Here is a 15389-nt window from a genome sequence, read left to right as displayed (position 1 = left end):
GGGAGCGCCCGCGCCCCGCGCCGCGGTCGCCCGGGCCGGGCTCACCCGCCGGTGAGCCGGGCGGCCAGCTCCGCCGCGGCGCCGGCCGGTTCGGCGGGGTGGAGGAGTTCGACCCGGTGGACGAGGCGGGGCTCCACGAGGGGGACCGCGGTCGCGGCGGGCGCGGCGGGGACGGTGGCCGGGAGGAGGGCGAGGCCCTGCCCGGCGGCGGCGAGGGCGGTGAGGGTGCGCACGTCGGTGCCGTCGTAGCGCAGGGCGGGGCGGAAGCCGTACGTGCCGTCGGCGGCGCGCAGCTGGTCCAGCGGCAGTCCGGCCGCGGGGGCGTCGACCCAGCGGGCGCCGGCCAGTTCGGTCAGGCGCAGGCCGGCCCGGTGGGCGAGCGGGTGGCCGGCGGGCAGGTGGACGGCGAGCGGGGCCTCGGTGACGCGCCGGGCGGTCAGGGTGCCGGCGCGGGGCGGGGGCACCGGGTCCCCGGTGCGGGCCAGGCGGTCCACGAGGCCGAGGTCGGCGGTGCCGTCGCCGAGCGCGGCGGGTATCTCCTCGCGGGGCCGTACGGAGAGGGTGACGCGGGCGTTCGCGGCCGGGAGGGCGGTGAGCAGCCGGGGGCCGACGGCGAGCGGGGCGGCGGCGAGCAGCAGCGCGCCGCCGGGCGCGGGGGCGAGGCGGGCGAGCTCGGCGCGGGCCGCGTCGAGGCGGAGCAGGAGCGGTACGGCGTGCTCCAGGAGCCGCGCGCCCGCGACGGTGGGGACGACGGGGCGCCGGGTCAGCAGCGGCAGGCCGAGGTCCCGTTCCAGGGCGGCGACGTGCCGCGCGACGGTGTCCTCGCCGCAGCCGAGCTCGCGCGCGGCGGCCGGGAAGGAGGCGAGCCGGGTCACCGTCACGAACGTACGCAGCAGTTGGGCGTCCATGGGGCCAGTCTGGCCGGTCGTCGACGGGGGGCGTCAGTCGATCCGTACGACGAGATCGGCGCGGTCCCGGCCGCGGGCGACCAGCCGGGCGTTGGCCTCGTCGGACGCGCGCACCCACGCCTCGGCCTCGGCCCGGCCCTTGCCGTACCGGATGTGCCGCTCGATCAGTCGGCGTACCCGCGCGGCGTCGTCGCCCTCCACGTACCAGACCTCGTCGAGGAGGCTGCGGACCGGCGCCCAGGCGGGGTCGTCGTGCAGCAGGTAGTTGCCCTCGGTGACGACGAGGGGCACGTCGGGCGGTACGGGGACGCTGCCGGCGACGGGTTCCTCCAGGGCGCGGTCGAAGGCGGGCGCGTACACGGTGGTGCCGGGCTCGGGGGCGCGCAGCCGGGCGAGCAGGTGGACGTAGCCGGGGGCGTCGAAGGTGTCGGGGGCGCCCTTGCGGGTGGCGCGGCCGAGGCGGTCGAGCTCGGCGCCCGCGAGGTGGAAGCCGTCCATGGGGACGAGGGCGGCGAGCCCGTCGAGCCGGTCCACGAGGCGCGCGGCCAGGGTGGACTTGCCGGCTCCGGGCGGGCCGGCGAGGCCGAGGAGGCGGCGGGTGCCGGGGGTGGCGAGGCGGCGGGCGCGGTCGGTGAGGGTGTCGAGCCGCCGCGCGTCGATGACGTCCATGGGCCCATTGTCCGCGCGGGGATGGCGGTCCCCCGTTTACTACCGACGGGTAGTCAATTGGTGGCTACCGACCAGTAGTCGGAGCGCTTCATTCCGTACACCATGTGACACGAGCATGGCAACCCACCACGGCTCACGACCCCCCACAAGAGGAGACACCCATGTCCGGACGCAAGCCGGCCCAGCGCCGCCGCACCCTCACGGTCGCCGCCACCGCGGCCCTGGCCATGGCCTGGCCCGTCCAGGCGAGCGCGGCGGCCCCGGAGGCCGCCCCCGCCCGCCCGGCCGCCGCGGTCGCGGCCTCCGGCGGCATCGCCCAGCTCAAGGGCGTGGACTACACGGCGTGGCAGCGCGACGTGGCGGCGGCCCTCGCCCCGGCCCGCCCCTACATCGAGCAGCGCACGGCGAACGCGTCCGGCGAGAAGCTGGCGATCGTCCTGGACATCGACAACACGTCCCTGGAGACGGACTTCCACTACTTCTGGGAGTTCCCGACCCCGGCGGTCCGCCAGTCCCTGGACCTGGCCCGCTACGCCGACTCGCGCGGCGTGGACGTCTTCTTCGTCACGGCCCGCCCCGGGATCATCCACGACCTGACGGCCCGCAACCTCCGCTCCGTCGGCTACCCGGTGGACGGCCTGTACGTCCGCGACCTGCCGGACCTGTTCGCCGAGGTCTCCGCGTACAAGACGGAGAAGCGCGCCGAGATCGAGGCCAAGGGCTACAAGATCATCGCCAACATCGGCAACCGCCCCAGCGACCTCGTCGGCGGCCACGCGGAGCGCACCTTCAAGCTCCCGGACTACGACGGCAAGCTGTCCTGACCCCTCACCCGCGACCGCGGAACGCCGCCCCCTCGGGGGCGGCGTTCCGCCGTGCGCCGGGGGCGCTCAGTCCTCGGCCGGGGTGAGGCGGAGGGAGACGGAGTTGATGCAGTACCGCTGGTCCGTCGGGGTGGGATAGCCCTCGCCCTCGAAGACATGGCCCAGGTGGGAGCCGCAGCGGGCGCAGCGGACCTCCGTGCGGACCATGCCGTGGGAGCGGTCCTGGATCAGTTCGACGGCGTCGGTGTCCTTCGGGTCGTAGAAGGACGGCCATCCGCAGTGGGAGGCGAACTTCGTGTCGGACGTGAACAGCTCCGCGCCGCAGGCCCGGCAGGAGTAGACGCCCTTCGTTTTGGTCTCGGTGTACTCGCCGGTGAACGGCGGCTCCGTGCCGGCCTCGCGCAGGACGTGGTACTCCTGCGGGGACAGCTCGGCGCGCCACTGCTCGTCCGGCTTCTCGACCTCGTACGGCATGGTCCGCTTCAGCTCCCTCGGCTCGGCTCCGGTCAGTGCGCCAGGCGGTCGAGGACCTGCGGGCCGAGGTCCGTGACGTCGCCGGCGCCCATGGTGAGAACGAGATCGCCGGGGCGCGCCATTCCCGCGATCAGCTCCGGGACCCGCCCCTTGTCGTGGACGGCGGTGACGCGGGCGCCCGCCGCCACGGCGGCGTCGGTGATCAGCGCGCTGGTGACGCCCGGGATCGGGTCCTCGCGGGCCGGGTAGATGTCGAGGACCAGCGACTCGTCGGCGAGGGCGAGCGCCTGGCCCATCTCCGTGCCGAGCTCCTGGGTCCGGGAGAACAGGTGCGGCTGGAAGACCACCAGCAGGCGGCGGTCGGCTCCGGCGGCGGCGCGCATCGCCTCCAGGTCGGCGGTCATCTCCGTGGGGTGGTGCGCGTACGAGTCGACGACCTGGACGCCCGCGGCCTCGCCCTTCAGCTGGAGGCGGCGGCCGACGCCGGTGTAGGCGGTGAGCGCCCGGGCCAGCGCGGCCGGGTCGATGCCCATGCGGGCGCCGGCGGCCAGCGCGGCGGCGGCGTTGTGGGCGTAGTGGCGGCCCGGCACGGAGACGGTGAAGGTGTGCTCGACGCCGTCGAGGACGACCGCGACCTCGCTGGTCATGCCCTTCGGGGTGATCGCGCGGATCCAGGCGTCGGAGGTCTCCGACTCGCCGACCGTCACGATGGAGAGGCCCGGGCGGCCGGACACCCGGCCCGCGAGCTCCCGGGCGCCCGCGTGCTCGCCGACGACGAGGGTGCCGCCGTGCGGGATCTTGGCGACGAACGCCTCGAACGACTCGTGGATCTCGTCGATGGAGGCGTAGTTGGCGTGGTGGTCCAGCTCGACGTTGAGGACGATGGCGACCTCGGGGTCGTACTTCTGGAAGCTGCGGTCGCTCTCGTCGGCCTCGGCGACGAAGAGGTCGCCCTCGCCGTGCCGGGCGTTGGTGCCGGGGCCCGCGAGGTCGCCGCCGATGGCGTACGAGGGGTCGAGGCCCAGCTCGGTGAGGGCGACGGCCAGCATCGAGGTGGTGGTGGTCTTGCCGTGGGTGCCCGCGACGGCGATGGCGCGCAGGCCCTTCATCAGCGCCGCGAGCGCGTCGGAGCGGTGCACGACCGGGATGCCGAGCTCCCCGGCGCGGGCCAGCTCCGGGTTGTCGGCGCGGATGGCGCTGGAGACGACGACGCACGTGGCGTCGTCGGCGAGGTGGTGCGCGGCGTGGCCGATGTGGACGGTCGCGCCGAGGGCGCGCAGCGACGCGGCGGTCTCGGACTCGCGCGCGTCGCTGCCGGCGACCTTGGCCCCGCGCTGGGCGAGGATCTTCGCGATGCCCGACATTCCGGCGCCGCCGATGCCGATGAAGTGCGGCCGTTCCATTGCGGCAGGGATGGCGGGTGCCATGCGATCTCTCCCCGGGGTGTGGCGTATGTGCGGGGGCCCAGCCTATTCGTTGTGGGCGAAGAGCTTGAGCACCGGTACGCCGACCTTGTGGCGGGCGCGGGAGGCCCAGTCGCGGTGGAAGAACTCCTCCACGTAGTGCGGGGCGGTCAGCACGATCACCTCGTCGGCGCCCGACTCCTCCACGACGGCCTTCATCTTGTCCAGCGGGTGGTCCTCGACGACATGGCCGACGGCCTCGCACCCGGCGTCGCGCAGGGCCTGCACGGACTGCTCAAGCGCCACCTCCGCCGGGCGGCGCGCCTCCGTGCCGGACGGCTCCTCCCCCTCCTTGGCCGCGTCCTTCAGCGCGCCGACGGCCACGTCGTCGATGGCGCGCAGCAGCACGTCGGCCTGGTCGCCGCGGGGCTGCATCAGCACGATGAAGGAGACAGCCTCGTCCCCGTGCAGGGTCGTGACGAAATCCACGTCCACGGACGACAGCGGTTTCTCGATCATCAGAACGCTTGTGAACACCTTCGGAGCCCTTCTGCGGAAACCATCCTTCCCCGTGCCCGCACGGGGTCTGCGAGGTAAGTGTGCCCACGGAGGGGTAACCGGAACGGTTAATTCCGCTCGATTGTCAGATCGGTGTGTCCACCATCAGATCGGCTCATACCGGGAGAATCCGGCGGTATCGCGTGAAGAGGAACCCGTCCTCCTCCAGGACCGACGCCAGCGCGAACCGCGAGGGCACGGCCACAGACGGCCCGCCCGCGATGCGCTGCGCGTCACCGGCGGTGAGCATCGGCGACACGGTGAGGCACAGCTCGTCCAGCACCCCGGCGGCGATGAACTGGCCCAGGAGCCTGGGGCCGCCCTCGGTGAGCTGCCGGGTCAGCCCGCGCGCGGCCAGCGCCCGCACGGCGCGCTCCGGCTCCACGCCCGGCCCGTCGCCGGCGACGATCACCTCGGCGCCGGCCCGCTCCGCCTCCCGCAGCCGGGCGGGCGGCGCGGCGGCGCCGGTGAGGATCAGCGTCGGCACGAGCGGGGAGGTGAACAGCGGCAGCGAGAAGTCCAGGTCCAGCGACGCGCTCACCACGGCGATGGCGGGCGCGGGGCCCTGCCCGGCGGCCTCCCGGCGCGCGGCGAACGCCTCCCGCGCCCGTGCGGGGCGGTACCCCTCCAGGCGTACGGTCTCCGCGCCGACGACCACCACGTCGGCGAGCGCCCGCAGCGTGCCGAAGATCCGCATGTCGGCGGCGGACGAGATCGGCTCCGAGCGCCCGTCGTGCTGGGCGGCGCCGTCGAGCGACGACACCATGTTGGCGCGCAGCCACGCGCCGTGCGGGGCGGCCGCGGGGTCGGCCGGGTAGGCGTACGCGTCCGCCAGCTCGTCCAGGGACCACTCCCGGCGCCCGTCCGGGGCGACGGGGGCGGACGGCGTACCGGCGGACGGGGACGCGGGCGCGGGCGCCGCGGCGGACGGGGACGTACCGGCGGACGCGGGGGCCACGGCGGACGGGGACGTACCGGCGGGCGCGGGGGCGGCGGGGGCGGCCGGAGCTGCGGGAACGGGCGGTGTCGGGTCGGTCACAGGGAACAGGCGTCGCATGTCGAGCAGTCTGGCACGGCGCTTACAGTGGGGAGCGTGTCGACGAGTGCCCTGACCGAAGCGGTCCCGCTGTCCCTGTGCGCCCGCGAGCCGCACGTCCCCGCCGATCGCCTGGTCGCCGAGATGGTGCCTCCGCCGCGCTTCGACGGCGTGCGCTTCGACACCTACATCCCGGACCCGAACCAGCCGAGCCAGGCCGAGGCCGTCCGGGTCCTCGCCGACTTCGCCGCCGGCCTGGGCGGGGCGCACGCGAGCGGCGCGGGCAAGCGCCGCTGGTTCGCCCGCAAGCCCGCCGCGCCGACGGGGCCGCGCGGCGTCTACCTGGACGGCGGGTACGGCGTCGGCAAGACGCACCTGCTGGCCTCGCTGTGGCACGCCACGCCCGCCGAGCCCGCGCTCAAGGCGTTCGGCACGTTCGTGGAGCTGACCAACCTGGTGGGCGCGCTCGGCTTCCAGCAGACGGTGCGGACCCTGAGCGGGCACCGGCTGCTGTGCATCGACGAGTTCGAGCTGGACGACCCGGGCGACACGGTGCTCGTCTCCACGCTGCTCGGCAAGCTGGTGGAGGCGGGCGTCGCGCTGGCCGCCACGTCCAACACGCTGCCCGGCAAGCTCGGCGAGGGCCGGTTCGCCGCCGCGGACTTCCTGCGCGAGATCCAGGGCCTGTCCGCGCACTTCAGGCCGCTGCGCATCGACGGCGAGGACTACCGCCACCGCGGCCTGCCGGAGGCCCCCGCGCCGTACGCCGACGAGCAGGTCACCCGGGCCGCCCACACCACGCCCGGCGCCTCCCTGGACCACTTCCCCGACCTGCTGGAGCACCTGGCGCGGGTCCACCCGAGCCGGTACGGGGCGCTCACCGAGGACATCGCGGCGGTCTGCCTGACCGGGGTGACGGCCGTCCCCGACCAGTCGACGGCGCTGCGCCTCGTCGTCCTCGCCGACCGGCTGTACGACCGGGAGATACCGGTCCTGGCCTCCGGGCTGCCCTTCGACCGGCTGTTCAGCGACGAGATGCTGAACGGCGGGTACCGCAAGAAGTACTTCCGGGCGATCTCGCGGCTCACCGCACTGGCGCGCGACGCGAAGGGCCTCGTGGCGCAGTAGGTTGGGTGGCCGCAAGCCCCAACCGTCCACCGTCCTGACGTCGAACGGCGTCGGAAGGGAACCCGGCATGGCCACCACGCGTCACGCGCACACCGTCTGGGAGGGCAACCTCACCGAGGGCACGGGCACCGTGACCCTCGACTCCTCCGGCATCGGCTCCTACCCGGTCTCCTGGCCGGCGCGCGCCGAGGAGCCGAACGGCAAGACCAGCCCGGAGGAGCTGATCGCGGCCGCGCACTCCAGCTGCTTCTCCATGTTCCTGTCGGCCGTCCTCGGCAAGGCGGGCACGCCGCCGACCCGGCTGACCACGAAGGCCGACGTCACCTTCCAGCCCGGCACCGGCATCACGGGTGTGCACCTCACGGTCGAGGGCGAGGTGCCCGGCATGGACGAGGCCGCGTTCACCAAGGCCGCCGAGGAGGCCAAGGCGGGCTGCCCCGTCAGCCAGGCGCTGGCGGGTACGAAGATCACGCTGACGGCGAGCCTGGCGGGCTGAGCGCCCCCGCACCGCCGAGATCCGGCCGCCGCCCTCCCAGGGCGGCGGCCGGAGCCGTTTCCGGCAGCGGCACTCCCGGGGGCCGGGCGTCCCGGCCCGCGGCCGCCGGTCTCCGGTCACGGGTCACGGGTCACCGGTCGCCGGTCACCGGTCACCGGTCACGGAAACAACGGTGTCCGCACGGTTCTCCTCCCGCCACACAGCGTGATACACGTGTGCGGTTCCGTCACGTCCGTATTCCTGTCCGCCAGCAGGGAGTTGCCATGACCGCGACACGACGTCACCTTCTCGCCACCACCGGGACCGCCCTCGCCGGGATCGCCTTCAGCGGGGCGCTCGCCGAGCTGTTCTCCGGTACGAGCTCCGCGTCCGCCCACACCGGGAACAGCGGGTACGGCCCGCTCGTCCCCGACCCGGACGGTCTGCTCGACCTCCCGCGCGGCTTCCGCTACCGGGTGCTGTCCCGCGAGGGCGCCCCGCTGCGCTCCGGTGAGGGCGCGGTGCCGGGCCGGTTCGACGGCATGGGCGCCTTCGCCGGGCGGCGCGGCCGCGTCCACCTGGTGCGCAACCACGAGAACAGCGCCCGCGTCACGTCCGGCGTGCCGACGGTGCCCGGTCTGACGTACGACCCGGCGGCGAAGGGCGGCTGCACCGTCCTGACCCTCGACGCGCGCGGCGCCGTCCTGGACGAGCGCGTCGCCGTCGCCGGCACGGCCGTGAACTGCGCGGGCGGCCCGACGCCGTGGAACACCTGGCTGACCTGCGAGGAGACCGAGGACCTGGCCGGCACCAACGGCTACGCCCGGGACCACGGGTTCGTCTTCGAGGTGGACCCCGCCGACCCGGCCCGCACCGGCGCGGTGCCGCTGACGGCGATGGGGCGCTTCCAGCACGAGGCCGTCGCCGTCGACCCCCGCACGGGCGTCGTCTACGAGACGGAGGACGCGTTCCAGCGGCCGTTCGGGCTGTTCTACCGCTTCCTGCCCGAGCGGCCCCTCGGCGGCCCCGGCTCGCTGCGCGCGGGCGGCACCCTGGAGGCGATGCGGGTGCCGGACGTGCCCGACCTGTCCGCCGTGCGGGAGCCGGGCACGTCCTTCGACCGCGTCGAGTGGGTGCCCGTACCGGACAGCCAGGCGCGGCAGACGCCGATCCGCCTCCAGGACTTCGGCCCGCGCGGCATCACCCACGCGCAGAAGCTGGAGGGCTGCTACTGGGGCGGCCGCTCGGTGTACTTCGTCTCCAGCTTCGCCCGCGCCTCCCAGGGCTCGGCCGCCAACCACCACGGGCAGGTGTGGCGGTACGACCCGCACCGGGGCCGCCTCACGCTGGTCGTCGTCTTCGGCCCGGACACCGACCTGCGGCTGCCCGGCGAGTCCCCGGACAACATCTGCCTCGCGCCCGGCGGCGGGCTGATGGTCTGCGAGGACGGCGGCGGGGCGCAGCACGTGTACGGGCTGACGCGGCAGGGCGAGGTGTACGCGATGGCGCGCAACGCCCAGGCGCTGGCGACGGACGCGTCGGGCCAGGCGACCGAGTGGGGCGAGTTCGCCGGCGTCGCCTTCTCGCCGGACGGCCGGACGATGTACCTCAACTGCTACGCGCCGGGGACGACGTTCGCGGTGACGGGGCCGTGGCGGTAGCCGCCCGGGAGGAGCCGCGGGCGCGCTGACGCGCCGGCGGGCAGACGGCCCGGCGTCTGACGGTCCGGCGTCCGACGGGCCGGCGTCTGACGGTCCGACACGAAGGGAGGGCGTCGGGGCGACGCCGGGCAAGTGATCGGATACTTTCCGATAGTGAGATTTTCTGCTCGATATGTGCCGGTGCTGGCCGCCTTCTGTGTGCTGCTGACCGGCTGCGGGACCCAGGTGCCCGCGGCCGGTCCGGCGGAGCGACAGCCGGCCGCCGCCCCCTCCCCCGTCCCGTCCACGTCCGGTGCGCCCGCCCTGACCGGCGCCGGAGCCGGAGCCGGCACGGGTGCCGGGGCCCGGACCGGGACCGGGGCGGGGGCGGCCAAGCGCGTCCCGCCCACCATGGCTCCGGGTCCGGGCGGTCTGACCCCGGTCTTCGAGCGCCGCGCCGACCCGGACACGGGCGCGGGCGGGGCGGCGGCGGAGAAGACCGTCGCGCTCACCTTCGACGCCGACATGACCGCCGATCAGGGCCCCCGCGCGGCGCGCGGCGAGCGGTTCGACAACCCGCAGCTCATCGCGACGCTCCGCCGCCTCGGTGTCGACGCGACCGTGTTCATGACGGGCCGCTGGGCGGAGGAGTACCCCGACCAGGCCCGCTCCATCGGCACGGACCCGCGCTTCGAGATCGCCAACCACTCGTACAGCCACCATGCCTTCCGCTCGCCCTGCTACGGGCTGCCGACGGTGGGCCGGAGCGAGATGGCGGCGGACGTGGACCGGGCGTTCGCGGCGTTCCGCGCGGCCGGCGCCCGGAACGTCGTGCCGTACTTCCGCTTCCCCGGGGGCTGCTACGACGACGAGGCGCTGCGCGCGCTGGCCCCGACGGGCGTGACGGCCGTGCAGTGGGACGTCGTCAGCGGCGACGCGTTCGCGAAGGACGCCGACGCGGTGGCCCGGCAGGTGCTGGACGGGGTCCGGCCGGGATCGGTGGTGGTCCTGCACTGCACGCTCAGCGCGGCGCCGGTCACCGAGCAGGCCATCCGCCGCATCGTCCCGGAGCTGCGGGCACGCGGCTACCGGTTCGTGAAGGTGTCGGAGCTGATGGCGGCGGGCTGAACCGGCGGGCGGGGGCGGCGCCCTCAGCCCGAGCAGGCGCCGCGCTGGGCCTCCTGCCACTCGCACACGGGGCACAGCGTGGCGCCCCTGGTCGACTCCGGGTACTCCGTGGGCTCCCCGCACAGCACGCAGGCGGCGACGGGTTCCCCGCCGCCGGCCCCGGCGGCGCGCGACGGCTCCGGCGCCCGCGGGGCGCAGTAGACGCTGTCGCGGTCCCGGGTCTCGTCCATACGTACGACTGTAACTCCGCGGCCCCCGGCGGGTCCGGCGTCACCGGGCGCACGCCGCGCGGGGGGCCGCTCAGCTCTGCGCGGGCTGGGCGGTCAGCTCGCTCGGGCGGACCACCACGAAGCCGTCGCCCTGGAGCATCAGCTGCACCGCCTCGCCCGAACCGCCGCGGATCATGGACCCGAACGACTGCGAGCGGTGCAGGGACGTGGCGAGGTGGGCGCTCCAGCCGACCACGGCGTCCGTGTCCACGTACACCGGCTGGTGCTGGCCGACGGGGATGACCACCGGTGAGCCGTCGCAGACCAGCGCGAGCTTGCCGGAGCCGGTGAAGACGCTGTTGAACAGCCCGCCGCCGGCCATGCCGGCGCCCTTCACGGTGCGGATCTCGTACGAGAGGGACGCGTCGAAGCACAGGACGTTGCGGCCGTTGACGGTGAGCGCGTCGCCCGGCTCCAGCTCCACGACGAAGCAGTTCTGCGCCTCGTGCGCGAACCACGCCTCGCCCTGCCCGCGCACGGCCATGAGCGGCAGGCCCTCGCCGGTGACGGCCCGCTTGAGCATCCCGCCGATGCCCTGGCCCTTGCGTTCGAACTGGAGGTTGCCCCGAAAAGCGATCATGGAGCCCTGCCGGGCGTGCATCTCCCCGTTCACGGCGTACTTGACGCATTTGGAGTTCTGGAGGGACATCCCGGGGGCCTCGGCCTGGCGGGCCACGTTCTCGGAGGCGAAAAGATCGCTCTTCATGCACGCATGCTCGCCCGGAACCGCCGCGTCCGCCAGCCCCGGGCCGCGCGGCCCTCCCGCGCGGCGCCCCGCTCCCCGGCGCCGGGGCGCTCGCGGCCGGCTGGCAGACTGGGCGCGTGAGCAGCGAGAACGTCATCGAGGCCGACGAGCGGGACGCCGCGCCCCAGTTCGTCCTGCCGCTCGTCGTACGGATCGAGAAGACCGCCCCTCCGGCCCGCACCGACGCGCTGGAGACCGCCGCGCGGGCCGTGCTGGTGATGCTGTCCGACGAGCGCTCGACCGGGGACGGCCCCTGGGCGCGGGCCGTGCGCGACTGGGAGGACGCCCGCATCCGGAAGGTCGTCCGGCGGGCGCGGGGCGCCGAGTGGCGGCGCGCGGGGCTGCTGCCCGGCATCACGGTCACGGGCGCGGAGGCGGAGGTACGGGTCTTCCCGCCCGTCCCGCTCGACGGCTGGCCCAAGGACCTCGCCCGGCTCCAGGTGTCCGGCACCGAGCTCGCCGACCCGTCCGCTCCCCCGCCGCCCGCGCCGGGCGCCGCCGTGCTGTGGCTCAACCCGGAGCTGCGGATGTCGGCCGGCAAGGAGATGGCGCAGGTGGGCCACGGGGCGCAGCTGCTGTGGTGGGCGCTGGACGGGGCGGCCCGCACCGCCTGGCGGGAGGCGGGCTTCCCCGTCGCGGTCCGCACGGCGGGGCCCGAGCGGTGGGCGGAGCTAGTCGCGAGCGGCCGCCCCGTGGTCCGCGACGCCGGGTTCACCGAGATCGCCCCCGGCTCCGCCACGGTGGTCTCCGACTACTCCCCCGCCGTCTGACCGCCCCGGCGGACGCGCGAGCCGGTCCGGCCACCTGACCGCCCCGGCGGACGCGCGAGCCGGTCCCCCCGCCTGAACGCCGAGGCGCCGCCGTACGTATCCCCCTGCGCCGACAGACAGCTGGAACACATGGGGCAGGGGAGGCACATTGCTGCGGCGCATCAACGGCACGGCGCTCATCATCGCGGCGCTCGTCGCGACGATCGGGGCGCTCGCGTTCCCGGTGTGGTCGTACGCCGACCGCTCGGGCACCGGGCAGGCGAACCTCAACGCGTCGACCGTGGCGACGCAGTGGGGCCCGCTGTCGGCGACCGACCGGGACTTCCTGGTCAAGGTGCGGCTGGCCGGACTGTGGGAGCTCCCGGCCGGCCAGCAGGCCATCGAGCGGGCGCCCACCCAGGCCATCAGGGACGCGGGCGACCACCTGGTGGTCGGGCACACGGACCTCGACCAGCGGGCCCGCGACGTCGCGGCGAAGCTCGGCGTGGAGCTGCCGAACCAGCCGACCGAGCAGCAGCAGGGCTGGCTGCGCGAGCTGTCGGCGGCCAGCGGCGTCGAGTACGAGATCAAGTTCGCGAACCTGCTGCGCAACGCGCACGGCAAGGTCTTCGCGCTGGTCGCCCAGGTGCGGCACACCACCCGCAACAGCCTGATCCGGCAGCTGGCGACCGACGCCAACCAGACCGTCCTCGACCACATCACCATGCTGGAGGCGACCGGCCGCGTCGACTTCGACGCCATCGCCAACGAGGCGGCCGGGCAGGCCACCGCCAGTCCCGCGGGCCCCCCGCCGCCCAACGGGAACCTGCCGCCCGCCCCGTCCCCGGTCGTGCCCGCGCCCGGCCAGTCGTTCACCTCGCTGCCCTCGACCCGGCCGGGCCCGCCCACGGCCATCGAGACCCGCCGCCCGTGAGGTCGCGGCCCATGACCACCCCGCGCGCGATCCCGCGGCCCGCGCAGCCGTGGGGGCGGATGCCGTCGGGCCGGCCGAAGCTCAAATGAACCTCTGAAAGCGGCGCACGGCGGTTCGCGGGCGTCTGACGGGGCCATGACCCCTCCAGCGGTACGAAGGAGGGGGAGGGACACATGGCGGTTCTCGGCATGGGCATCGGCTGGCGGCCGGAGATCGCGGACGCGGTGGAGCGGCTGCCCGGCGTCGACTGGGTGGAGGTGGTGGCCGAGAACGTGTGCGCCGACCACATGCCCGCCTCGCTGACCCGGCTGCGCGAGCGCGGCGTGACCGTCGTCCCGCACGGGGTGTCGTTGGGTTTGGGCGGTGCCGACCGCCCGGACGAGGCCCGCCTCGCGCGGCTGGCCGCCACCGCGACGGCGCTGGGCGCACCGCTGGTGACGGAGCACATCGCGTTCGTACGGGCCGGCGGGCGGCGCACCGCGTCGCCCGCCCTGGAGGCGGGGCACCTGCTGCCGGTGCCCCGCACCCGCGAGGCGCTGGACGTGCTGTGCGAGAACGTCCGGATCGCGCAGGAGGCGCTGCCCGTGCCGCTGGCGCTGGAGAACGTGGCGGCGCTGTTCTCGTGGCCGGGCGAGGAGTTGACGGAGGGCCGGTTCCTGGCCGAACTGGTGGAGCGCACCGGGGTACGGCTCCTCATCGACATGGCCAACCTCCACACGAACCAGCTCAACCGTGGTGAGGACCCCCTCAAGGCGCTGGCCGAGCTGCCCGTCGAGGCGATCGCGTATGTGCATGTGGCGGGCGGGGTCGAGCGTGACGGGGTCTGGCACGACACCCACGCCCATCCCGTACCGCCGCCCGTCCTGGACCTGCTGTCGGAGCTGGCCGGGCGGGCGGCACCGCCCGGGGTGCTGCTGGAGCGCGACGACGACTTCCCGCCCGAGGAGGAGCTGGCGGCGGAACTGGCCGCGATCCGGGGCCGGGTGCCCGCGACGGGGAGGCTCCCGGAGCGGGCGGACGTACGGCGCCCGGAGGTGCCGCGTGCGGCGGAGGCCGCGCGGGAGCGTCTGGGGCTCGGGCAGGCGGCGCTGCTGTCGGCGCTGGTCGCGGGCACCCCGGCGCCCGAGGGCTTCGACGGGGCGCGGCTGCGGCTCCAGGCGGTGGCGCTGGCGCGCAAGCGGGCCGGGGTCGTCGCGAAGCTGGCTCCGGAGCTGCCGGAGCTGCTGGGGGACGGCTACCGCGAGGAGTTCGTGGCGTACGCGCGGACCCGTCCGATGACGGGCGGCTACCGGCAGGACGCCCTGGCCTTCGCCCGGCATCTGCTGGACGCGGGGCGGCCGGGCGACGTACGCGCCAGGCGGCGGCTGTACCGGTGGTGGGCGGAGCGCTCCGGCCCGCGCCCGCCGGGGCGTGCGGCCCGGCTGGTGCACGCGGCGCGCGCCGTGCTGGCGGCGTGACGCCGGTGCGGCGCGCAGGGTGACCCTGCGCGCCGCACTCGGAGCCGGACCCGGTGTCGCTGGAGCGGCGGGCGGATCGCGCCCGCCGTCTGATCTTCCGGGTCGAGGGGCGGTGTCCGTTCACACCGGACACCACCAGGTCATTCAGGTCGGCGACCGGACGAAGCCGCCGGGAGGGCGCTTCGCCGGCCGCGCCGCCGGGTCCGCCGCGTGCTCGCGGCGACCCGTGCGGCAGCTCCCGGGGGAAGGCCCCCGGTCCCGCGGCGGAGAGCTACGCCAGCCCCGCCACCAGGTCCGCCACGTCCTTGCGGCGGCCCGTGAAGAACGGGACCTCCTCGCGGACGTGCATACGGGCCTCGCTGCCGCGCAGATGGCGCATGAGGTCCACGATCCGGTGGAGCTCGTCCGCCTCGAACGCGAGGAGCCACTCGTAGTCGCCGAGCGAGAACGAGGCGACCGTGTTGGCGCGGACGTCCGGGAAGCCGCGGGCCATCTTGCCGTGGTCGGCGAGCATGCGGCGGCGGTCCTCGTCCGGCAGCAGGTACCAGTCGTAGGAGCGCACGAACGGGTAGACGCTCACGTAGTTCCGCGGCGTCTCGTCCGCGAGGAACGCGGGGATGTGCGACTTGTTGAACTCGGCGGGGCGGTGCAGCGCCATGTTCGACCACACCGGTTCGAGCGCGCGGCCCAGCCGGGTGCGGCGGAAGAGGTTGTACGCCTCCTGGAGCTGGTCCGAGGTCTCCGCGTGCCACCAGATCATCATGTCGGCGTCGGCGCGCAGCCCGGACAGGTCGTAGGTGCCGCGGACGGTCACGTCCTTGGCGGCGAGCTGGTCGAACAGCTCCTGGACCTCTTCGGCGTAGCCGCCGCGGTCCTGGGGCAGAGCCTCGCGCAGCTTGAAGACGGACCACAGGGTGTAGCGGATGACCTCGTTGAGGTCCTTCGCCTTCTTACCGGCGTTCGGGATCTTTTCGGGCGCACTCATACCGCTA

Annotated in this window: 17 protein-coding genes; 8 read left to right on the top strand and 9 right to left on the bottom strand. The window is 75.0% G+C overall.

The genetic code is table 11. From position 1 onward, the window contains the following. Positions 1–41: 41 nt before the first annotated feature. Both ACSUPT_RS24135 and ACSUPT_RS24130 read right to left on the bottom strand, forming a co-directional pair. Positions 42–908, bottom strand: a complete 867-nt coding sequence (locus ACSUPT_RS24135; protein WP_399217745.1) for a LysR substrate-binding domain-containing protein — start codon at positions 906–908, stop codon at positions 42–44. 33 nt (positions 909–941) lie between these two features. Then, positions 942–1577: a nucleoside/nucleotide kinase family protein gene (locus ACSUPT_RS24130; RefSeq protein WP_365725833.1), complete on the bottom strand. Its 636-nt coding sequence runs from the start codon at positions 1575–1577 to the stop codon at positions 942–944. Between the two features lie 161 nt (positions 1578–1738). Between ACSUPT_RS24130 and ACSUPT_RS24125 the strand changes: the two genes are divergently transcribed. After that, complete coding sequence (locus ACSUPT_RS24125; protein WP_365725832.1) at positions 1739–2401, top strand: HAD family acid phosphatase; 663 nt, start codon at positions 1739–1741, stop codon at positions 2399–2401. Positions 2402–2467: 66 nt separating this feature from the next. On the opposite strand, the gene msrB is transcribed toward ACSUPT_RS24125, so the two are convergent. From msrB to ACSUPT_RS24105, 4 genes are all read right to left on the bottom strand, one after another. Then, the gene (gene msrB, locus ACSUPT_RS24120) at positions 2468–2875 is read right to left on the bottom strand and encodes a peptide-methionine (R)-S-oxide reductase MsrB (protein WP_404145131.1); all 408 of its coding nucleotides are present in this window, start codon (positions 2873–2875) and stop codon (positions 2468–2470) included. 32 nt (positions 2876–2907) lie between these two features. Further along, positions 2908–4302 (bottom strand): UDP-N-acetylmuramate--L-alanine ligase, encoded by a 1395-nt coding sequence (gene murC, locus ACSUPT_RS24115; protein ID WP_351964869.1) that lies wholly within the window; start codon positions 4300–4302, stop codon positions 2908–2910. Between the two features lie 42 nt (positions 4303–4344). Beyond that, positions 4345–4815 carry an indole-3-glycerol phosphate synthase gene (locus ACSUPT_RS24110; RefSeq protein WP_351964870.1) on the bottom strand — a complete coding sequence of 157 codons (471 nt, stop codon included), beginning with the start codon at positions 4813–4815 and terminating at the stop codon, positions 4345–4347. Positions 4816–4951: 136 nt separating this feature from the next. Beyond that, a complete protein-coding gene (locus ACSUPT_RS24105; protein ID WP_436945496.1) occupies positions 4952–5893 on the bottom strand; it encodes a pyrimidine reductase family protein in 942 nt (313 codons plus the stop codon). Positions 5894–5929: 36 nt separating this feature from the next. Between ACSUPT_RS24105 and zapE the strand changes: the two genes are divergently transcribed. The 4 genes from zapE to ACSUPT_RS24085 all read left to right on the top strand — a co-directional run bounded on the left by zapE (position 5930) and on the right by ACSUPT_RS24085 (position 10243). After that, entirely contained in the window at positions 5930–7000 is a 1071-nt protein-coding gene (gene zapE, locus ACSUPT_RS24100; protein ID WP_403498313.1) for a cell division protein ZapE, read from the top strand. A gap of 67 nt (positions 7001–7067) precedes the next feature. Continuing rightward, positions 7068–7496, top strand: a complete 429-nt coding sequence (locus ACSUPT_RS24095; protein ID WP_351964873.1) for an OsmC family protein — start codon at positions 7068–7070, stop codon at positions 7494–7496. A 263-nt stretch (positions 7497–7759) separates the two neighbouring features. Then, on the top strand, positions 7760–9136 hold the full coding sequence (locus ACSUPT_RS24090; RefSeq protein WP_436945495.1) for an alkaline phosphatase PhoX: 1377 nt from the start codon (positions 7760–7762) through the stop codon (positions 9134–9136). Between the two features lie 153 nt (positions 9137–9289). Next, positions 9290–10243, top strand: coding sequence for a polysaccharide deacetylase family protein (locus ACSUPT_RS24085; RefSeq protein WP_403498310.1), 954 nt, complete (start codon positions 9290–9292; stop codon positions 10241–10243). Positions 10244–10266: 23 nt separating this feature from the next. On the opposite strand, the gene ACSUPT_RS24080 is transcribed toward ACSUPT_RS24085, so the two are convergent. After that, positions 10267–10473 (bottom strand): hypothetical protein, encoded by a 207-nt coding sequence (locus ACSUPT_RS24080; protein ID WP_361664618.1) that lies wholly within the window; start codon positions 10471–10473, stop codon positions 10267–10269. A 70-nt stretch (positions 10474–10543) separates the two neighbouring features. Beyond that, positions 10544–11218: an AIM24 family protein gene (locus ACSUPT_RS24075; RefSeq protein ID WP_351964876.1), complete on the bottom strand. Its 675-nt coding sequence runs from the start codon at positions 11216–11218 to the stop codon at positions 10544–10546. A gap of 116 nt (positions 11219–11334) precedes the next feature. Here ACSUPT_RS24075 and ACSUPT_RS24070 point away from each other — a divergent pair, with 116 nt between their 5' ends. The 3 genes from ACSUPT_RS24070 to ACSUPT_RS24060 all read left to right on the top strand — a co-directional run bounded on the left by ACSUPT_RS24070 (position 11335) and on the right by ACSUPT_RS24060 (position 14397). Then, positions 11335–12027, top strand: a complete 693-nt coding sequence (locus ACSUPT_RS24070; protein WP_436945494.1) for a peptidyl-tRNA hydrolase — start codon at positions 11335–11337, stop codon at positions 12025–12027. A gap of 151 nt (positions 12028–12178) precedes the next feature. Beyond that, positions 12179–12940: a DUF4142 domain-containing protein gene (locus ACSUPT_RS24065; RefSeq protein WP_351964966.1), complete on the top strand. Its 762-nt coding sequence runs from the start codon at positions 12179–12181 to the stop codon at positions 12938–12940. Positions 12941–13113: 173 nt separating this feature from the next. Further along, positions 13114–14397 (top strand): DUF692 domain-containing protein, encoded by a 1284-nt coding sequence (locus ACSUPT_RS24060; protein WP_436945493.1) that lies wholly within the window; start codon positions 13114–13116, stop codon positions 14395–14397. A gap of 271 nt (positions 14398–14668) precedes the next feature. On the opposite strand, the gene hemQ is transcribed toward ACSUPT_RS24060, so the two are convergent. Beyond that, entirely contained in the window at positions 14669–15382 is a 714-nt protein-coding gene (gene hemQ, locus ACSUPT_RS24055) for a hydrogen peroxide-dependent heme synthase (protein ID WP_365730095.1), read from the bottom strand. Between the last annotated feature and the right edge of the window lie 7 nt (positions 15383–15389).

Origin of the sequence: Streptomyces sp. SudanB25_2051 (assembly GCF_964272635.1) — a bacterium.
Classification (GTDB): domain Bacteria; phylum Actinomycetota; class Actinomycetes; order Streptomycetales; family Streptomycetaceae; genus Streptomyces.
Note: the sequence above shows the minus strand (reverse complement) of the source record. Positions and strands in the feature narration are given on the sequence as shown.